The sequence below is a fragment of the Pseudomonas sp. N-1-13 genome, from assembly GCF_057787095.1.
The window spans coordinates 5,187,993-5,205,709 of sequence record NZ_JBYNRI010000001.1; the positions used below are offsets into that span (position 1 = coordinate 5,187,993).

The 17,717-nt window shown below is 62.9% G+C and carries 21 protein-coding genes; 8 read left to right on the plus strand and 13 right to left on the minus strand.

Annotation, left to right across the window (positions count from 1 at the left end; translation table 11 throughout):
- Positions 1–195: 195 nt before the first annotated feature.
- From AC3I65_RS23215 to AC3I65_RS23230, 4 genes are all read left to right on the plus strand, one after another.
- Entirely contained in the window at positions 196–438 is a 243-nt protein-coding gene (locus AC3I65_RS23215) for an exodeoxyribonuclease VII small subunit (RefSeq protein ID WP_047229733.1), read from the plus strand.
- Positions 435–1,322 carry a (2E,6E)-farnesyl diphosphate synthase gene (gene ispA, locus AC3I65_RS23220; RefSeq protein WP_047229734.1) on the plus strand — a complete coding sequence of 296 codons (888 nt, stop codon included), beginning with the start codon at positions 435–437 and terminating at the stop codon, positions 1,320–1,322. The genes AC3I65_RS23215 and ispA overlap by 4 nt, the downstream gene beginning before the upstream one ends.
- Positions 1,323–1,427: 105 nt before the next feature.
- Entirely contained in the window at positions 1,428–3,326 is a 1,899-nt protein-coding gene (gene dxs / locus AC3I65_RS23225; protein WP_417692954.1) for a 1-deoxy-D-xylulose-5-phosphate synthase, read from the plus strand.
- 148 nt (positions 3,327–3,474) lie between these two features.
- Positions 3,475–5,355 (plus strand): TonB-dependent receptor domain-containing protein, encoded by a 1,881-nt coding sequence (locus AC3I65_RS23230; RefSeq protein WP_488524212.1) that lies wholly within the window; start codon positions 3,475–3,477, stop codon positions 5,353–5,355.
- A 137-nt stretch (positions 5,356–5,492) separates the two neighbouring features.
- Here the strand turns inward: AC3I65_RS23230 and AC3I65_RS23235 are convergent, their stop codons facing one another.
- The 12 genes from AC3I65_RS23235 to nrdR form a co-directional block, all read right to left on the minus strand.
- Entirely contained in the window at positions 5,493–6,290 is a 798-nt protein-coding gene (locus AC3I65_RS23235; RefSeq protein WP_047229736.1) for a cobalamin-binding protein, read from the minus strand.
- Positions 6,290–6,709 (minus strand): hypothetical protein, encoded by a 420-nt coding sequence (locus AC3I65_RS23240; protein ID WP_047229737.1) that lies wholly within the window; start codon positions 6,707–6,709, stop codon positions 6,290–6,292. The genes AC3I65_RS23235 and AC3I65_RS23240 overlap by 1 nt, the downstream gene beginning before the upstream one ends.
- Positions 6,706–7,323: a GTP cyclohydrolase II gene (gene ribA / locus AC3I65_RS23245; protein WP_047229738.1), complete on the minus strand. Its 618-nt coding sequence runs from the start codon at positions 7,321–7,323 to the stop codon at positions 6,706–6,708. The genes AC3I65_RS23240 and ribA overlap by 4 nt, the downstream gene beginning before the upstream one ends.
- A gap of 109 nt (positions 7,324–7,432) precedes the next feature.
- Entirely contained in the window at positions 7,433–8,191 is a 759-nt protein-coding gene (locus AC3I65_RS23250; RefSeq protein WP_188251925.1) for a substrate-binding periplasmic protein, read from the minus strand.
- An 11-nt stretch (positions 8,192–8,202) separates the two neighbouring features.
- Entirely contained in the window at positions 8,203–8,706 is a 504-nt protein-coding gene (locus tag AC3I65_RS23255; protein WP_047229740.1) for a phosphatidylglycerophosphatase A family protein, read from the minus strand.
- Positions 8,703–9,668: a thiamine-phosphate kinase gene (gene thiL, locus AC3I65_RS23260; protein WP_047229741.1), complete on the minus strand. Its 966-nt coding sequence runs from the start codon at positions 9,666–9,668 to the stop codon at positions 8,703–8,705. Before thiL ends, AC3I65_RS23255 begins: the two co-directional genes overlap by 4 nt.
- 18 nt (positions 9,669–9,686) lie before the next feature.
- A complete protein-coding gene (gene nusB, locus AC3I65_RS23265; protein ID WP_047229742.1) occupies positions 9,687–10,187 on the minus strand; it encodes a transcription antitermination factor NusB in 501 nt (166 codons plus the stop codon).
- A complete protein-coding gene (ribH, locus tag AC3I65_RS23270; RefSeq protein ID WP_047229743.1) occupies positions 10,184–10,660 on the minus strand; it encodes a 6,7-dimethyl-8-ribityllumazine synthase in 477 nt (158 codons plus the stop codon). Before ribH ends, nusB begins: the two co-directional genes overlap by 4 nt.
- Positions 10,661–10,750: 90 nt before the next feature.
- Complete coding sequence (gene ribBA, locus AC3I65_RS23275) at positions 10,751–11,842, minus strand: bifunctional 3,4-dihydroxy-2-butanone-4-phosphate synthase/GTP cyclohydrolase II (RefSeq protein ID WP_076383459.1); 1,092 nt, start codon at positions 11,840–11,842, stop codon at positions 10,751–10,753.
- A gap of 16 nt (positions 11,843–11,858) precedes the next feature.
- Complete coding sequence (locus tag AC3I65_RS23280) at positions 11,859–12,521, minus strand: riboflavin synthase (protein WP_160893665.1); 663 nt, start codon at positions 12,519–12,521, stop codon at positions 11,859–11,861.
- Between the two features lie 46 nt (positions 12,522–12,567).
- Positions 12,568–13,701: a bifunctional diaminohydroxyphosphoribosylaminopyrimidine deaminase/5-amino-6-(5-phosphoribosylamino)uracil reductase RibD gene (gene ribD / locus AC3I65_RS23285; RefSeq protein ID WP_488524213.1), complete on the minus strand. Its 1,134-nt coding sequence runs from the start codon at positions 13,699–13,701 to the stop codon at positions 12,568–12,570.
- Positions 13,698–14,162, minus strand: a complete 465-nt coding sequence (gene nrdR / locus AC3I65_RS23290) for a transcriptional regulator NrdR (protein ID WP_024778359.1) — start codon at positions 14,160–14,162, stop codon at positions 13,698–13,700. The genes ribD and nrdR overlap by 4 nt, the downstream gene beginning before the upstream one ends.
- A 127-nt stretch (positions 14,163–14,289) precedes the next feature.
- Here nrdR and AC3I65_RS23295 point away from each other — a divergent pair, with 127 nt between their 5' ends.
- The 3 genes from AC3I65_RS23295 (at position 14,290) to trxA (ending at position 16,464) form a co-directional block, all read left to right on the plus strand.
- Positions 14,290–14,760, plus strand: coding sequence for a YbaY family lipoprotein (locus AC3I65_RS23295; RefSeq protein ID WP_173406495.1), 471 nt, complete (start codon positions 14,290–14,292; stop codon positions 14,758–14,760).
- A complete protein-coding gene (locus tag AC3I65_RS23300; RefSeq protein WP_076383455.1) occupies positions 14,757–15,410 on the plus strand; it encodes a class I SAM-dependent methyltransferase in 654 nt (217 codons plus the stop codon). Before AC3I65_RS23295 ends, AC3I65_RS23300 begins: the two co-directional genes overlap by 4 nt.
- 181 nt (positions 15,411–15,591) lie before the next feature.
- Positions 15,592–16,464: a thioredoxin gene (trxA, locus tag AC3I65_RS23305; RefSeq protein ID WP_488524214.1), complete on the plus strand. Its 873-nt coding sequence runs from the start codon at positions 15,592–15,594 to the stop codon at positions 16,462–16,464.
- 67 nt (positions 16,465–16,531) lie between these two features.
- Here trxA and AC3I65_RS23310 read toward each other — a convergent pair whose 3' ends face one another.
- Positions 16,532–16,879, minus strand: a complete 348-nt coding sequence (locus AC3I65_RS23310; RefSeq protein ID WP_047229750.1) for a hypothetical protein — start codon at positions 16,877–16,879, stop codon at positions 16,532–16,534.
- Positions 16,880–17,011: 132 nt separating this feature from the next.
- On the opposite strand from AC3I65_RS23310, the gene AC3I65_RS23315 reads away from it, so the two are divergent.
- A complete protein-coding gene (locus AC3I65_RS23315; protein ID WP_047229751.1) occupies positions 17,012–17,602 on the plus strand; it encodes a DUF2796 domain-containing protein in 591 nt (196 codons plus the stop codon).
- Positions 17,603–17,717 lie beyond the last annotated feature (115 nt).

Here is a 17,717-nt window from a genome sequence, read left to right on the forward strand (position 1 = left end):
ACTTTCGCTCAAGATTCAATTGGCAGGGGGAAGATCGCAGCCTCGTTGCACTCGACAGTTCCTACAAGTCCAGCAGGAGCTTGCCCCTTACCAAAAAGCAGTGTTTCACAGACCGCGCAGGTCCTGCTCTGATTGCCCCAATACCCCATGTCTGCTAGTGTCGCGCCCGTTTAACAGTCAACCGGAATCGCCGCCATGGCCCGCAAAAAAGCTGCACTGGACTTCGAACAATCTCTGGCCGACCTGCAAACGCTGGTCGAGCGGCTGGAGAACGGCGAGTTGTCGCTGGAAGACTCGCTGACCGCCTTCGAGCAGGGTATCGGCTTGACTCGCGACTGCCAGGCGGCGCTGGCCCAGGCCGAGCAAAAGGTACAACTGTTGCTCGAACGCGATGGTGAGCTGACCGAAGAGCCTTTCGACGCGGACCAGCCTGAATGATCGGCGCTTATCAGGCCGGCAGTCAGGCCCGGGTCAACGCGGCACTGGACACCCTGTTCACCGCCCCAAGCCCTGAGCTGGCGCGGTTGTACGAGGCCATGCGCTACAGCGTGATGAACGGCGGCAAGCGCGTGCGTCCGCTGCTGGCCTACGCGGCGTGCGAAGCCTTGGGCGGCGCCCCTGAACAGGCCAACGGAGCGGCCTGCGCCGTGGAGCTGATCCACGCGTATTCGCTGGTCCATGATGATTTACCGGCTATGGACGACGACGATTTGCGTCGCGGCCAACCCACCACCCACAAGAAATTCGACGAAGCCTGCGCGATCCTGGCCGGTGACGGCTTGCAGAGCCTGGCGTTCAGCGCCCTGCTGGAGCCGACGCTGAACGATTGCCCGGCGCAGATTCGCTTGGACATGGTCAGCGCCCTGGCGCTGGCGGCAGGCCCGGCCGGAATGGTCGGCGGCCAGGCCATCGATCTCGGTTCGGTGGGCCTCAAGCTGGATCAGAGCGCGCTGGAATACATGCATCGGCACAAGACCGGCGCCTTGATCGAGGCCAGCGTCAAACTTGGTGCCCTGGCCAGCGGTCGGGCCACGCCTGACCAATTGCAAGCCTTGCAGACCTACGCCCGGGCCATTGGCCTGGCGTTCCAGGTGCAGGACGACATCCTTGACGTCGAAAGCGATACCCAGACCCTGGGCAAACGCCAGGGCGCCGATATCGCTCGCGACAAACCGACCTACCCGGCCCTGCTCGGCCTCGACGCTGCCAAGGCCTATGCCCTGGAGTTGCGCGACCAGGCCTTGAGCGCGCTGCGACCCTTTGACGCGGCGGCCGAGCCGTTGCGCGAGCTGGCCCGATATATCGTCGAACGCCGTAGCTGATACGGGGTCAGACTGCGTATCGGCCAAGTTCCGGCCTACGCGTGGGCAGCTTGCGATGCATAAGGTAAACTGCCGCCTCTTTCTATACCTATAACGATTCGCCTGATGCCCACGACGTTTCAAGAGATTCCCCGCAAACGCCCGACCACGCCGCTGCTGGACCGCGCCAACACGCCGGACGGCTTGCGTCGCCTGGGTGAAGCCGAGCTGGAAACCCTGGCCGATGAGTTGCGCCTGGAGCTGCTCTACACGGTCGGCCAGACCGGTGGCCACTTTGGCGCCGGCCTTGGCGTCATCGAGCTGACGATCGCGCTGCATTACGTATTCGACACCCCGGACGACCGGCTGGTGTGGGACGTCGGTCATCAGGCCTATCCGCACAAAATCCTCACCGGCCGTCGCGAGCGCATGGGCACGCTGCGCCAGAAGGACGGCGTGGCAGCGTTCCCGCGGCGCTCCGAGAGCGAGTACGACACCTTTGGTGTCGGCCACTCCAGCACCTCCATCAGCGCCGCCCTGGGCATGGCGATTGCCGCCCGTCTGCAAAACAGCGAGCGCAAGGCGATTGCCGTGATCGGCGATGGCGCTCTGACGGCAGGCATGGCTTTCGAGGCGCTGAACCACGCGCCGGAAGTCAACGCCAACATGCTGGTGATCCTCAACGACAACGACATGTCGATCTCGCGCAACGTCGGCGGGTTGTCCAACTACCTGGCGAAGATTCTTTCCAGCCGCACCTACGCCAGCATGCGTGAAGGCAGTAAAAAGGTGCTCTCGCGCCTGCCAGGCGCCTGGGAAATCGCCCGCCGCACCGAGGAATACGCCAAGGGCATGCTGGTGCCCGGTACACTGTTCGAGGAGCTGGGCTGGAACTACATCGGCCCCATCGACGGCCATGACCTGCCCACTCTGATCGCCACCCTGCGCAACATGCGCGATCTCAAAGGCCCGCAGTTCCTGCATGTGGTCACCAAGAAAGGCAAAGGCTTCGCCCCGGCGGAAGTCGACCCGATCGGTTACCACGCCATCACCAAGCTTGAGCCGGTGGACGCCCCGGCCAGCGCCCCGAAGAAGGCCAGCGGACCAAAGTATTCCGCCGTGTTCGGCCAATGGCTGTGCGACATGGCCGCCGCCGACCCGCGCCTGGTGGGCATTACCCCGGCGATGAAGGAAGGCTCGGACCTGGTGGCCTTCAGCGAACGCTACCCGCAGCGCTACTTCGACGTGGCGATTGCCGAGCAGCACGCTGTCACCCTCGCCGCTGGCATGGCGTGTGAAGGCGCAAAACCGGTGGTGGCGATTTATTCGACCTTCCTGCAACGCGGCTACGACCAGCTTGTTCATGACGTCGCGGTGCAGAACCTCGATGTGCTGTTCGCCATCGACCGTGCAGGTTTGGTAGGCGAAGACGGCCCGACCCACGCCGGCAGCTTCGATCTTTCGTTCCTGCGCTGCATCCCCGGCATGCTGCTGATGACGCCGAGCGATGAAAACGAGTTGCGCAAAATGCTCACCACCGGTCACCTGTTCAATGGCCCGGCGGCGGTGCGCTACCCTCGCGGCAGCGGCCCGAATGCGACCATTGAAGCTGATCTTGAGCCGATCGAAATCGGCAAGGGCGTGATTCGCCGCCAGGGAAAGCAGACCGCCCTGCTGGTGTTTGGCGTGCAACTGGCCGAGGCCTTGAAGGTCGCCGAAACCCTGGACGCCACCGTGGTGGACATGCGCTTCGTCAAACCCCTGGACGAAACCCTGGTGCGCGAGATGGCCGGCAGTCACGAACTGCTGGTGACTGTCGAGGAAAACGCCATCATGGGCGGCGCCGGAGCGGCGGTCAGCGAGTTCCTGGCCCGGGAAAACATCCTCAAGTCGGTGCTGCACCTGGGCCTGCCGGACATCTACGTCGAACACGCCAAACCGGCGCAGATGCTGGCTGAATGCGGGCTGGACGAGGCCGGGATCGAAGCGGCCGTGCGCCAGCGGTTGCAGGTGCTGGGCCGGTAAATCTTCAGACCACACAAATCCCTTGTGGGAGCGAGCCTGCTCGCGATAGCGGTGCGTCAGTCAATATAGATGTCGACTGGTCTTACGCCATCGCGAGCAGGCTCGCTCCCACAGGGGTATGCGTGGAGCCATATTTCTCGGAACACCCATGAAACTGCGCCTCGCCCTGACCTTCTCACTGCTACCAACCACCGAACTGCTGGCCGACACCTTCGAACGCGACCAGGCCCTCAAGCTCCCCGACGTGGTCATCAGCGCCAACCGCCAGGTCGAGGCCCGCAACGACAGTAGCGCCGCCAACACGGTATTCACCCGTGACGACATCGAACGCCTGCAACCGGCCAGCGTGACCGACCTGCTCAGCCGTGTGCCGGGGGTTCAGGTGGCGCCGCTGGGCGGGCGTGGCAGCCTGCCGGGGATTTACATTCGCGGCACCAAATCGGCCCAGAGCCTGGTGCTGGTGGACGGCCAGCGCATCGGCAATTCCACCTCCGGCGACAGCAACTTGCAACGCCTGAACATCAACCAGATCGAACGGGTGGAAGTGCTGCGCGGTTCGCGCTCAGTGATCTACGGCGCCGACGCGGTGGGCGGGGTGATCCAGATCTTCACCCGTCGCGGTAACGAACAAGGCCTGCAACCGCGCTTGCACCTGGGTTTCGGCAGCCACCAGACCTGGGAGCGCAGCCTGGGCCTGTCCGACGGTGATGATCGAACACGCTTCAGCCTCGGCGCCAGCCTGGATGAAAGCGATGGGACCAATCGCACCCATGAGTCCTACGCCAGCGACCGTGACCTTGATGCCAACCGCAACCAGTCCTTGAGCCTGAGCTTGAGTCATGAGCTCAACGCTGACCTGGAAGTGGGCCTGAACCTGCTGGATAACCGCGGCAAAAGCGAATACGACAACCCGTTCGGCCGCTTCGACCCGAACACCTTCGAGTCGTTGCCCCAGCAGCCCTACAGTGAATTTGCGGTGAGCAGTTTCAGCACTTATGTCGATGGGCGCATCACCGACGCGTGGAAATCGCGCCTGGAACTGGGCCACAGCGAAAACCGCGAAAAAACCTTCGACAAGCTCAGCGATGTCCGGGAAGTGTTCAACACCTACCGCGACTCGCTGACCTGGCAGAACGATGTAACGCTGGACGATCGCAACAGCCTGATTGTCGGTGGTGATTGGTATGAGGATCGGATCAACAGCAGCACGCCGTATGACGAAGACAGCCGCTGGAACCGTGCGGCGTTTATCCAGCATCGTTTCCGGGGCGAAACGTTCTCCACCGAACTGGGCGTGCGCCGCGATCAGAACCAGCAATTCGGCGCCCAGAATAGTTGGAGCGGCACGTTCACCCTACCGGTGAATCCGGACAACGATGTACTGCTGACCTACAGCGAAAGCTTCCGTGCACCGACCTTCAACGACCTGTACTACCCGGACTTCAGTAACCCGGACCTTGCGCCCGAAACCGCCAAAAGCTACGAACTGCAATGGCGCAGCCAACTGAGCGACAGCGCCCGCCTGGAGACTTCGCTGTACCGCACGGACCTGGAAGACGCGATTATTTTCGGCAGCAACTCACGCCCACAAAACGTCGCCTCGGCACGAATCAACGGTTTCGAAGCAGCCCTGAGCCAAGAGTTATTCGGCTGGCAGGGCAATTTGGGCCTGGCCATCATCGACCCACGGGACCGCGACAGCGGCCACACCCTGGCCCGCCGCGCCCGCCGGACCTTGAGCCTGGATCTGGATCGCCAATTTGACCGCTTGAGCCTGGGCGCCAGCTGGCAAGCGGTGAGCAGCAGCTACGACGATGAGAACAACCGCAACACCCTGGGCGGATACGCCCTGCTCGGGTTGCGCGGCAGTTGGACGTTGAACCGCGAGGTGAAGCTGGAGATGAAGGTCGATAACCTGCTGGACAAGGGTTACAGCCGGGCGCTGTATAGCCATGAAGGTGGGCAGTATGGGTATCGTGAGGAAGGCCGGGCCTGGTTGTTTGGGGTGACCTGGACGCCGGCGCTTTGATCCAGAGATTGTGGTGCCGGGACTGACCTCATCGCGAGCAGGCTCGCTCCCGCAATTTGATCCGATGTGAATAAAAAATCAGCGGTGCCACAAATCCCTGTGGGAGCGAGCCTGCTCGCGATTGGGAGCACCGCGGTTTATCTGTCCGGCGCAATTAGCCCGCACAACCGCGCCGTCGCCTCGATCATCTGCCCACTGGGCCGCTCCAGCCCCTTGTCACTGACCAACAGCAGCCGCCCCTGCGCCACTGCCGCCAGCTGCGGCCAGGCTTTCCACGCGTCGAGCTGGGCTTGGTCCGTGGCCAGGATGATCTGCGGATTGCGCTGCAACACTGACTCCACACTCACCTGCGGCGCCGGCAAGGTCAGGTCGGCAAACACATTGCGTGCCCCGCAAACCGCCAGCGCATCACTGATGATCTGCTCGCCGCCAACGGTGTACAGCGGCCGGTCCCAGACCTGATAGAACACCGGCAACGGCGTGTCGCGCCGGTAGCGCTGACGCAACGCCTCAAGACGCCCGCGCAACTGCGCCGCTCGCTCCACGCCCCGTTCCGGGCGGCCGAGTTGCGTGGCGATGGCTTCGATTTGGGTGATGAGCTGGTCGAGACTGTGGGGTTCGGCGACGTAGACAGGAATCTTCAATCCCTTGAGCTGCTGGCGTTGGGCGTTGCCGACGCTGCCGGGCCAGAGCAGGAGTAGATCGGGCCTGAGACTGAGCAAGCGCTCCATGTCCAATTGGCCATAACGCCCCACAGAAGGCAGGTCTTTCAACACCAAGGGCCGATCGCCGCCATCCAGCACGCCCACCAGCAGGTCGGCGGAGTCCAGTTCAACCACGATTTCAGACAGGGATGGAGCCAGGCTGACCACACGCTGGGCCGCCACCGTCGAGGCGCTGACGGCCAACAGCAGGACCGCCAGCCAGCGGATCATCAACCGAGCTGACGCGGGATGCGATACAGGTAGAACAAGACCGTCGTGGACAATGCCAGCAGCATCAACGGCACCGCTTCCAGGCCCACGAACACCGCCAGGGCGCCGATCCAGGCCGGCAGGCCAGCAGCGAGAAAGGCCACACGCCGCCGGGCCGCCAAGGCGATCCAGGCTTGAGGCTCTTCGGGGGTGTCGAGGGCTTTTTGGGTGGCGATCAAGGCGTGTTTGTAAGCGCCAAAGAAGCGCAGGCTGACGAACATGGAGGCCACGCCAGCGATAAACAGCGGCATCGCCAGCACCGGCAGAATCGCTTCGCCCTGGCCGAATACCGCGTTGATCACGAACAGCGGCAGCAAGGCCAGCGCCAGGTATTGCCACCAACTGACGGACAGTCGCCGCCGAACCTGACCGCGCGTCACGCCCGATCAACCTCGCCCTGGTGCTCGTTGCCCATCATGTGGTCGAGCTTGCTGGCCTTGGTCGCCAGGTAAAGTTTGTTGTGGGGGTTGTGCCCGGTGTGCAGTGGCACGCGCTCGGCCACCACGATGCCCATATCGGACATCGCCTTGACCTTGCGCGGGTTGTTGGTCATCAAGCGCAGCGACTTGACGCCCAGATGCTCGAGCATCGGCAGGCAGATGCTGTAGTCACGCAGGTCGGCCGCAAACCCCAGGCGCTCGTTGGCTTCGACCGTGTCGGCGCCGCCATCTTGCAGCTCATAGGCGCGAATCTTGTTCAGCAGGCCAATGCCGCGGCCTTCCTGGCGCAAGTAAAGCAGCACGCCACGCCCTTCGCGGGCAATGGCCCGCAGCGCGGCCTCAAGTTGCGAGCCGCAATCACAGCGCTGGCTGAACAAGGCATCGCCCGTCAGGCATTCAGAGTGCAGGCGGCCCAGTACCGGGGCACCGTCGGCGAAATCACCCAGGCTCAGCACGACGTGCTCGCGGCCAGTGGCTTCATCGAGAAAACCATGCATGGTGAATTGCGCAAAAGGCGTTGGCAGCTTGGAAGCGGCAACAAAAACGACAGGCACCGGTGTGCTCCTGATCTATTACTGGAGATTCGCAGAGGCGGGCATTGTAACAGCACGTCCCGACCGACGCTCAGGCTGAATTATCGGCCATAAACATCGAAAAGATTGATTACGGCTTTGGTGGCCTGCCGTGCTCGTCGAAGGGATAGGGTTGTTTCCAGCGTGCAAAAATCGGCTTCAGTCGACCGTTCTTCACCAGCTCAGCCATGCGCCGGTCAAACAGGCCCCGTAGCACCCGACCGTTTTCGGTGTTGGCAAACCCTAGATAGAGCGGCAGATTGATCAGCGGCGAAAGTTTGAATTGCTGGGGATTCTCGGCCTTGGCAAGCAAGTTCTCGATTTCCATCAACGCATCGATATAAAAATCGGCGCGATCATGGACCAGCATCGGCAGGATACCCACAGCACGGTGAATTTCGTTGAATTTGCGGATGTTAGGCAGGTAGCTGTCGTATTCGTAGCCACGCATCCACACCAGCCGATAGTTGCCGACCGTTGCCAATGTAGGAGACGGTTTGGAGGCCAGCCCCAAGGCGTAGATGTGATCTACATCGTAGTGCCATTGAGGATAAAGCACCCCCTCCGACTCATCGAGATAAGCGCCCACCTGCACATCGACCTCACCGCGCTGCACCAGCCCGATTGAACGGGTGTACGGCACGCTGCGGGTTTCCAGCCTCACGCCTGCGGGCTCGAACACTTCACGCAAGATGTCCCACGCCATGCCCTTGCCATCAGCCTGGGAGTAATCCGCCCATTCCTCGCTGGCCGCGCGCACCTTGTCGGGCAGCGCCGTCGGCTCGGCCGCCCGCGCGCCGAAGCAGCCCACCAGACACAACAGCAGTAAGAGTGCGCGGCTTGCGCCCATGCCTGAATCCCTCAGGAGAAACACCACACCAATCCTTGCATCGCCAGCCAGGCGAAGACACCGGCCAATACATCGTCAAGCATGATGCCTACGCCTCCATGCACCTTGCGGTCGATCCAGCGGATCGGCCATGGCTTGAGGATATCGAAGAAGCGGAACATCAGAAAACCCGCCAACAGCCAATACCATCCTTCAGGCACCAGCCACAGGGTAATCCACATGCCGACCATTTCGTCCCAGACGATGCCCTCATGATCGTGCACCCGCAGGTCATCCGCCACCTTGCCGCACAGCCAGAAGCCGAACAGCATGGTGATGCCGAGCATCAGCCAGTAGCCCCAGTCCGGCAACATCTGCCACAACGGTATAAAGGGTAGCGCAACCAGCGAGCCCCAGGTGCCCGGAGCTTTAGGTAAAGTGCCCGAACCGAAGCCGAACGCCAGGAAATGCCAGGGATTACGCCAGACCGAGGGCGGAACGAATTCCGCCGGGACCTGGTTGGGATGATCTGTCACGGTGTCTCCCGAAAATGTTGATAGCCCCGGATTTGCGGGGTGATGTCGTGTCCATCGCTGTCGAGCAGCGCAACACCTTGCCCGGCCACCACGCGACCGATCACATGGATCGGCCAGCCCTCGGCCTGCAACGCCATCAGTCGGACAGATGGCAAGGTGAATAGCAACACGTAATCGTCACCACCGCTCAACGCGGCGTGCGCGGCATTCGCTCGGCCCAGGAACGCTACCAAAGCCTTGGACAATGGCAGGCGGTCACGTTCAACGTGTAACGCCACACCTGACGCCAGGGCGATATGCCCGCAATCGGCCAGCAGGCCATCAGAGATATCCATCGCCGCGCCAGCCTTGCCCCGCAGCGCCAGGCCGAGGTCGATTTGCGGGCGTGGCGACCAATAATGCGCCAGCAGCGGCTCGGCGATATCAGGTTCGGCGGTGCGCTGCCCCAGCACGAGCGGCAATGCGCCAGCGCCATTGCCCAACTCGCCACCGACACATAGCCAATCACCAGGCTGCGCGCCGCCGCGAGTCAGGGCCTGGCCGCACGGCACGCGACCGAACACCGTCAGGGTCATGCTCAACGGCCCACGCGTAGTGTCACCGCCCACCAGCGCGACATCACACGCCTGGGCCATCTGGTTCAAACCACGGGCATAGGCTTGCAACCAATCGGCGGTCACCGTCGGCAAGGTCAGGGCCAGGGTAAATGCAAAAGGAGTAGCGCCCATGGCGGCCAGGTCACTGACCGCCACGGCCAGCGAGCGCTGGCCGAGCAGGAACGGGTCGCAAGGGTCTGGAAAATGCACACCGGCCACAAGGGTATCGGTGGACACCGCCAACTGCTCCCCGGGTGGAACGGCCAGCAAGGCGCAGTCGTCGCCGATCCCGAGCGCAACGCCCTCGCCGCCCTGCGCGCAAGACGCAGCGGCGAAGTAATGACGGATCAGCTCAAATTCGCCCATAGTCGCTGCAAACGCCGGTCAGCGCTTGAACGCCTTCACTTCAGCTTCACGCAGACGCGGGGCCAGCTTGTCGAGTACACCGTTGACGAACTTGTGCCCATCGGTGGACCCGAAGACTTTCGCCAGCTCGATCCCTTCGTTGATCACTACGCGGTAAGGAACGTCGACGCGCTGCATCAGCTCCCAGGTGGACAAGCGCAACACGGCCAGTTCAACCGGGTCCAGCTCTTCGATGGTCAGGTCCAGGCAAGGGGCCAGGGCAATGTCGATTTCGGTCTTGTGGGCCGGGACGCCATGCAGGATCTCGCGGAAGTACGCGCCGTCAACGTCACTGAAATCGTTGTCGACCCGAAACTGCGCTTCAATCTCGTTCAGCGATTGCTTGGCCATGTGCCATTGATACAGCGCCTGGGTCGCGAGCTGACGGGCTTCGCGACGCTTGACGCTCTTCGAAGGCTTGCCGGCATCGGCTGGCTTGGGATCGCGCGGGTTGAAACGATCGCTTTCGTCGCTAATCACTTGGCCTCCAACTGCGCCAGCAGGCTGACCATTTCCAGGGCGGACAGGGCAGCTTCGGCGCCTTTGTTACCGGCCTTGGTGCCGGAACGTTCAATGGCTTGCTCGATGGAATCAACGGTCAGCACGCCGAAGGCGACCGGCACGCCGAATTCCATGGACACCTGGGCCAGGCCCTTGGTGCATTCGCCGGCCACGTATTCGAAGTGCGGAGTACCGCCACGAATGACCGCGCCCAGGGCGATGATCGCCGCATATTCGCCCTTTTGAGCGACTTTTTGCGCAACCAGGGGGATTTCGAAGGCGCCAGGCGCACGGATGATGGTGATGTCGCTTTCGCTCACGCCATGGCGAACCAGGGCATCGACCGCACCGCCAACCAGGCTCTCAACCACGAAGCTGTTGAAACGGCCCACTACCAGAGCGTAGCGGCCTTGAGGGGCGATGAAGGTACCTTCGATGGTCTTCAGGGTCATTCGTCAGATCTCTTAAAGAGCCAGAGCGCGTTCGAATACGCGCTCCTTAGTGATATTAGCCGCGAATACTGAGCCGGAAATCCCGGGCCATTATTCGGAGGGCACGTATTCTACAACTTCCAGGTCGAAACCGGATATCGCATTAAATTTCATCGGTGCGCTCATCAGGCGCATTTTTCGTACGCCCAGGTCCCGCAGGATCTGCGAACCGGCGCCGACGATGCTGTAGGTGGTCGGTTTTTTCACGATGGTGTTATCGCCGGTTTCACGGATGTGCGCCAGCAACACGTCGCCATCGAGCGGGTGTCCGAGCAGCAGGACCACGCCGCTGCCGGCCTCGGCCACCGCGGCCATGGCGGCCCGCAGGCTCCAGCGGCCGGGCTGCTTGACCATCAGCAGGTCGCGCAGCGGGTCCATGTTATGCACGCGCACCAGGGTCGGTTCTTCGGCGCACACGGTGCCCAGGGTCAGCGCCATGTGCACGTCACCTTCCACCGAGTCGCGGTAGGTCACCAGGTTGAACTGGCCCAGTTCGCTGTCCAGCGGCTGCTCGGCAATCCGCTGAACGGTACGTTCGTGGATCATCCGGTAGTGGATCAGGTCGGCGATGGTGCCGATCTTGATGTTGTGTTCGGCGGCAAAGGCCTCCAGTTCCGCGCGACGGGACATGGTGCCGTCGTCGTTCATGACTTCGCAGATCACGCCGCTGGCTTCGAAACCGGCCATGCGCGCCAGGTCGCACGCCGCTTCGGTGTGGCCGGCACGGGCCAGGGTGCCGCCGGCCTGGGCCATCAGCGGGAAGATGTGGCCGGGGCTGACAATGTCTTCGGCCTTGGCGTCTTTCGCGGCGGCAGCCTGCACAGTGCGAGCACGGTCAGCGGCGGAGATCCCGGTGGTCACGCCCTCGGCGGCCTCGATGGACACGGTGAACTTGGTGCCGAAGCCGGAACCGTTGCGCGGCGCCATCAATGGCAGCTTCAAGAGCTCGCAGCGCTCGCGGGTCATGGGCATGCAGATCAGGCCACGGGCGTGCTTGGCCATGAAGTTGATGTGTTCGGCCTTGCAGCACTCGGCGGCCATGATCAGGTCGCCTTCGTTCTCGCGGTCTTCGTCATCCATGAGGATGACCATCTTGCCTTGGCGGATGTCTTCAACCAGTTCTTCGATGCTATTGAGCGCCACGCGGCACCCCCTTGGGTCAGGATTTGAGGTAGCCGTTGGCGGCCAGAAAGCTTTCAGTGATGTTACCGGTTGCAGGCTCTGCGGCCTTGTCGCCCAACAGCAGGCGCTCCAGGTAACGGGCCAGCAGGTCAACCTCCAGGTTGACCCGGCGACCGGGCCGATACGAGGCCATGATGGTTTCGCTTAAGGTGTGCGGAATGATGGTCAGCAGGAACTCGGCGCCATCCACCGCATTGACCGTCAGGCTGGTGCCATCGACGGTGATCGAGCCTTTATGGGCGATGTACTTGGCCAGCTCTTTCGGGGCGCGGATGCGAAACTCCACGGCCCGGGCGTTATCGCTGCGCGAAACCACTTCACCCACGCCGTCGACATGGCCACTGACCAGATGTCCGCCCAGGCGGGTGGTAGGGGTCAGGGCTTTTTCCAGGTTGACCGGGCTGCCGCTCTTGAGATCGTTCATGGCGGTGCAGTCGAGGGTTTCGCGGCTGACGTCCGCCAGGAAACCATTGCCCGGCAGTTCGACGGCGGTCAGGCACACGCCGTTTACCGCGATGCTGTCGCCCAGTTTGACGTCGCTCAGGTCGAGCTTGCCGGTTTCGACATGAACCCGCACGTCGCCGCCCTTGGGGGTCAGTGCACGGATGCTGCCGATGGATTCGATGATGCCGGTAAACATGGAGTCCTCCTCGAGAACGGGCCGCCGCTTGAGCGAAAGCCGGGAATTATACGCGGGCCTGCGAAACGGGAACGGCGATGACTCGCCAGTCATCGCCCACGGCACGGATTTCGGTGATTTTCAGCTCCGGGGCATCTTTCATCTGCGCCAGCGGCCAATCCAGTAACGGTCGTGCCGAAGAGCCGAGGAACTTGCCGGCGATGAAAATCTGGAACTCATCCACCAATCCTTGCCGGGCAAAAGCCCCCGCCAGGCGTGGGCCGGCTTCCACCAGCACTTCATTGACGCCGCGGCCCGCCAGCTCCATCAGCAGGCGACGCAGATCGACCCGGCCATCGTCGCCCGCCACGATCATGCATTCTGGGCCATTGGCGTATTGTTCTTCCACCGCCATGCAGGTAGCGACCAGCGCCGGGCCGGCCTTGAAGAAAGGTGCGTCCAGCGGCACGCGCAGACGACCGTCCACCAGTACCCGCAACGGCGGACGACTCATGATCAGCGCGGTCTGCTGCGCATCCAGGCCCAGTTCATCGGCGCGCACGGTCAGCCGGGCGTTGTCGGCCAGCACCGTATCGGCGCCGGTCAGCACCACACTGGCCTGGGCGCGCAGGCGTTGCACCGCCGAACGTGCAGCCGGGCCGGTGATCCACTGGCTTTCGCCGCTTTCCATGGCGGTGCGGCCATCGAGGCTCATGGCGAGCTTGACCCGCACGAACGGCAAGCCGTGTTCCATGCGCTTGAGAAAACCTTCATTGAGCTTGCGGGCTTCGCCTTCCAGCACGCCGCTTTCGGTGGCGATACCGGCCTGGGCCAGCCGCTGCAGGCCGCGCCCGGCGACTTCCGGGTTCGGGTCCTGCATCGCCGCCACCACCCGCGCCACGCCGGCATTGACCAACGCATCGGCACAGGGCGGCGTATGCCCGTGATGGCTGCAGGGTTCGAGGGTCACGTAAGCCGTGGCGCCCCGAGCCTGTTCACCGGCGGCGCGCAGGGCATGGACTTCGGCATGGGGTTCGCCGGTGCGAATGTGCCAGCCTTCGCCGACAACCTGACCGTCACGCACGATCACGCAACCTACCCGGGGATTGGGATGCGTGGTGTAGTGACCGCGCCGCGCCAATTCCAGGGCACGGGCCATGTGTTGGGCGTCGAGGACCGCCTGCTGCGCCGGGCTGGTCATTCTTTCACCGGTTCGCGGGCCAGGCGGTCGATTTCTTCGCGAAATTCGTTCAAGTCCTGGAAACGGCGATAGACCGAGGCGAAACGGATGTAGGCGACTTCATCGAGCTTCTGCAGCTCGGCCATCACCAGTTCACCGACCACCAGGGATTTGACCTCGCGTTCGCCAGTGGCCCGCAGCTTGTGCTTGATGTGCACCAGCGCCGCTTCCAGGCGCTCGACGCTCACCGGGCGTTTTTCCAGGGCGCGCTGCATGCCAGCGCGCAGTTTGTCTTCGTCGAACGGCTGACGGCTGCCGTCGGTCTTGATCAGGCGCGGCAACACCAGTTCAGCGGTCTCGAACGTCGTGAAACGCTCGCCGCAGGCCAGGCATTCGCGCCGGCGGCGGACCTGTTCGCCCTCGGCGACCAGTCGCGAGTCGATGACCTTGGTGTCGTTGGCACCGCAGAAGGGACAGTGCATGGTGGCAGGCAACAAAAAAAGGGAGGGCCATGGTAGCGCATCCCACTGGCAAGACAAGCCATAGGGTTTACGGTATACAGACGGGGTTACCGTCAGCCCCCTGGAATTTACCTTGCTGGAGCCACACATGCCGCTACGATCGCTCGTTTTGCTCAGTCTATTCAGCCTGCTGATGGCGTGCAGCAGCGACGCCCCCAAACCCGATGCCCCCGCCCCGGCCAAGCCCCCTGCGCCGAAACAGGCCCAGGAAAAAGCCCGCCAGGCCGCCGAACTGGGGCCGCTACCGGCGCACCAGCGGGAGTTGAGCGGCACCCTGCAAGGGATACCGGCCGGGGCCGAGGTCGAACTGGCGCTGCTGGTGATCGATGACAAGGATCGTCCGCAACAATTGCTCGCCAGCTCGAGCCTGATCGGCACCAACCAGGCGCTGCCCTTTCGCCTGCGCTTCAACCCCGAAGCCTTCCCGGTTGGCGCCCGCGTGGAACTGCGCGGCCGCGCCAGCCAGTCGGGCCAGTTGATCCTGCATCTGCCGGAGCAACGCATCAGCCAGCCGACCACTCAGGCGCTGGGCGCGCTGCAATTTGTCAAAGCGCCATGAATTCACCGCAAGACCTGCAACACGCGTTGGGCCAGTTGCTTGGAGACGCGCGCCTAGTGGCTTGCCCACTGCCTGAGACTGAGCTGAAATTGTGGCTGATCGACGGCGATAACATGGACCGCGCGTTCAGCCCGGAAGAAACCCGGCGCATTCTCCACGAGCCACCTTACTGGAGCTTCTGCTGGGCCAGCGGCCTGGCCATGGCACGCTATCTGGTCGAACAGCCGCATTGGGTCGCAGGCAAGCGAGTGCTGGACTTCGGCGCCGGTTCCGGCGTGGCGGGTATTGCCGCGCTCAAGGCCGGGGCGCTGGAGGTGGTGGCCTGTGATCTGGATCCTCTGGCGCTTGCTGCGTGCCAGGCCAATGCCCTGCTCAATGACGTAACGCTTGGGTACTCGGAGGATTTTTTCGCCGAGGACGATCGCTTCGACCTGATCCTGGTGGCGGATGTGCTTTACGACCGCGCCAACCTGCCGTTGCTCGACCAGTTCCTCAGTCGCGGCCGCGAGGCCCTGGTGGCCGACTCCCGGGTGCGGGATTTCCAGCATCCGCTGTACCGGCGCATCGAAATGCTCGAAGCCATGACCTTGCCGGATCTGGCCGAGCCCGAGGAGTTTCGGCATGTGAGCCTGTACCACGCGCGGCGTTAGCCTCAAGAGCATCGCGAGCAGGCTCGCTCCCACAGGGTTTTGTGTCGAATACAAAATGTGTGTTCATCACAAATCCCATGTGGGAGCGAGCCTGCTCGCGATAAGGCACCGCCCCCCCGCTTTCAGCCGCCCCCCACCAAGCCGTATAGTTGCCCCATTCAAGCGTTCTACGAGATTCCCCATGACCCAGGACACCCCGTACATCTTCGAAGCCACCACCGCCGATTTCGACCAGTCGGTGATCGCCAACTCTTTTCACAAACCGGTGCTGGTGGATTTCTGGGCCGAGTGGTGCGCGCCGTGCAAGGCGTTGATGCCGATGCTGCAAGGCATTGCCGAGAGCTATCGAGGCGAACTGCTGCTGGCCAAGGTCAATTGCGACATCGAGCAGGACATCGTCGCCCGCTTCGGCATTCGCAGCTTGCCTACCGTGGTGCTGTTCAAGGACGGCCAGCCCGTCGACGGTTTCGCCGGGGCCCAGCCGGAGTCCGCCGTGCGGGCGATGCTCGAACCTCATGTACAGATGCCGCCTCCGGCCGCCGCCGACCCGTTTGAACAGGCCCAGGCGCTGTTCGACGAGGGGCGTTTCGCTGATGCCGAGGCCGTGCTCACTGCACTGCTGGGGGAAGACAATACCAACGCCAAGGCGCTGATCCTGTATGCCCGCTGCCTGACCGAGCGCGGTGAGCTGACTGAGGCACAAACCGTGCTCGACGCGGTGAAAAGCGACGAGCACAAGGCCGCGCTGGCCGGGGCCAAGGCGCAGATCCAGTTTCTCGGCCTGGCCAAGGATCTGCCGGACGCCGCCGATCTCAAGGCCCGCCTGGCGAAAGATCCGCAGGACGACGAAGCGGTGTATCAACTGGCAATCCAGCAATTGGCCCGCCAGCAGTACGAGCCGGCCCTCGATGCGCTGCTCAAGCTGTTCATCCGCAACCGCAGCTACAGCGAAGGCCTACCCCACAAGACGTTGCTGCAAGTCTTCGAATTGCTGGGCAACGACCATCCGCTGGTGACGACCTATCGCCGCAAGCTGTTTGCGGCGTTGTACTAGAGGAGCCGTTGCAAGCTGTAAGCTTCGAGCTGCAAGCGGCGATTCGTTTCAGCTTGGGGCTTGCGGCTCAATCTGCGTGCCAACTGTAGAGCGGTGTATCGCCGCCGCTGATGACTTTCACGTCCGGGCTATGGCGCAAGCGCACTAACAGGCGTTTGCCGGCCGGGGCGCTGCCGGTCAGGCCTTCGAGCTGTTCCAGCAGGTCCGGACCGCTCAGTTGCCCGGCCTTGCGCAGCAATTCCCTGGCGATCTGCCACAAGGCATCGTCCTGGTTGGCCGGCCTGGCCGCAGCCGTCGCCGTGTTATCGGGCCTGACCGTTTGCAACTGCGCGCCGAGCTGCGCCCAGTCGCCCTCATCCATGTCGATCGACAAGTCCACCGGCCAATCACCGACGGTTCCGCGTATCCGCAACATTACCGTGCTCCTGAAAATTTCATGTGCCCATGCTCCCATGGGCCTTGCGCGACGCCAAGCAGCCGGTCAAACTCTGCGCACTTTCGTTATAAGATTACATAACAGAACACACATTTTATCTGGAGACTCGTCATGCGCCGTCTGCTTCTCGCCCTGCCGTTCGCCCTGCTGCCCTTGGCTGTCGCCCATGCGGCGGTCGAGCATGACCACGATCATGATCACGAGCACGGCAGCCTCGGCGCCCATGAACACGGTGTCGGCCGGCTGAATGCCGCCCTGGATGGCCAAACCCTGGAACTGGAGCTGGAAAGCCCGGCGATGAACCTGGTGGGCTTCGAACACGCTGCCACCAGCGATGCCGACAAGGCCAAGGTCGCCGCCGTGCGTGCGCAACTGGACAAGCCGCTGGCGCTGTTCAGCCTGCCCGCCGCCGCCAAATGCACCGTGGCCCAGCAGGAACTGGAGAGTCCGCTGTTTGGCGATGAACCGGACCACGACGACCACGACGAAGATGAGCATGGCGACGAACACCACGGCGAACACAGTGAAATCCATGCCCACTACCAGTTCACCTGCGCCACCCCGGGCGCGTTGAAAAACCTGGACCTGGCGACCCTGTTCAAAACCTTCCCGGCCACCCAGAAAATTCAGGTACAACTGATCAGCCCGAGCGGCCAGCAAGGCGTGGAAGTGACGGCCAAGGCACCCACCCTGAAATTCTGATTGACCGCAAAACCAATGTGGGAGCGAGCCTGGTGGGAGCAAAGCTTGCTCGCGATGGCGGTTCGATTGTCGACACCCAAGTTGAATGTGACGGCCTCATCGCGAGCAAGCTTTG

Coding starts and splice junctions, on each gene's coding strand:
- thiL (WP_047229741.1), bottom strand. CDS start 9,668: ATGGGCGAATTTGAGCTGATCCGTCATTACTTCGCCGCTGCGTCTTGC.
- AC3I65_RS23280 (WP_160893665.1), bottom strand. CDS start 12,521: ATGTTTACCGGCATCATCGAATCCATCGGCAGCATCCGTGCACTGACC.
- AC3I65_RS23295 (WP_173406495.1), top strand. CDS start 14,290: ATGCCGCTACGATCGCTCGTTTTGCTCAGTCTATTCAGCCTGCTGATG.
- AC3I65_RS23300 (WP_076383455.1), top strand. CDS start 14,757: ATGAATTCACCGCAAGACCTGCAACACGCGTTGGGCCAGTTGCTTGGA.
- AC3I65_RS23315 (WP_047229751.1), top strand. CDS start 17,012: ATGCGCCGTCTGCTTCTCGCCCTGCCGTTCGCCCTGCTGCCCTTGGCT.
- dxs (WP_417692954.1), top strand. CDS start 1,428: ATGCCCACGACGTTTCAAGAGATTCCCCGCAAACGCCCGACCACGCCG.
- trxA (WP_488524214.1), top strand. CDS start 15,592: ATGACCCAGGACACCCCGTACATCTTCGAAGCCACCACCGCCGATTTC.
- ribH (WP_047229743.1), bottom strand. CDS start 10,660: ATGACCCTGAAGACCATCGAAGGTACCTTCATCGCCCCTCAAGGCCGC.
- AC3I65_RS23250 (WP_188251925.1), bottom strand. CDS start 8,191: ATGGGCGCAAGCCGCGCACTCTTACTGCTGTTGTGTCTGGTGGGCTGC.
- ribD (WP_488524213.1), bottom strand. CDS start 13,701: ATGACCAGCCCGGCGCAGCAGGCGGTCCTCGACGCCCAACACATGGCC.
- AC3I65_RS23230 (WP_488524212.1), top strand. CDS start 3,475: ATGAAACTGCGCCTCGCCCTGACCTTCTCACTGCTACCAACCACCGAA.
- ispA (WP_047229734.1), top strand. CDS start 435: ATGATCGGCGCTTATCAGGCCGGCAGTCAGGCCCGGGTCAACGCGGCA.
- nrdR (WP_024778359.1), bottom strand. CDS start 14,162: ATGCACTGTCCCTTCTGCGGTGCCAACGACACCAAGGTCATCGACTCG.
- AC3I65_RS23310 (WP_047229750.1), bottom strand. CDS start 16,879: ATGTTGCGGATACGCGGAACCGTCGGTGATTGGCCGGTGGACTTGTCG.
- AC3I65_RS23215 (WP_047229733.1), top strand. CDS start 196: ATGGCCCGCAAAAAAGCTGCACTGGACTTCGAACAATCTCTGGCCGAC.
- AC3I65_RS23235 (WP_047229736.1), bottom strand. CDS start 6,290: ATGATCCGCTGGCTGGCGGTCCTGCTGTTGGCCGTCAGCGCCTCGACG.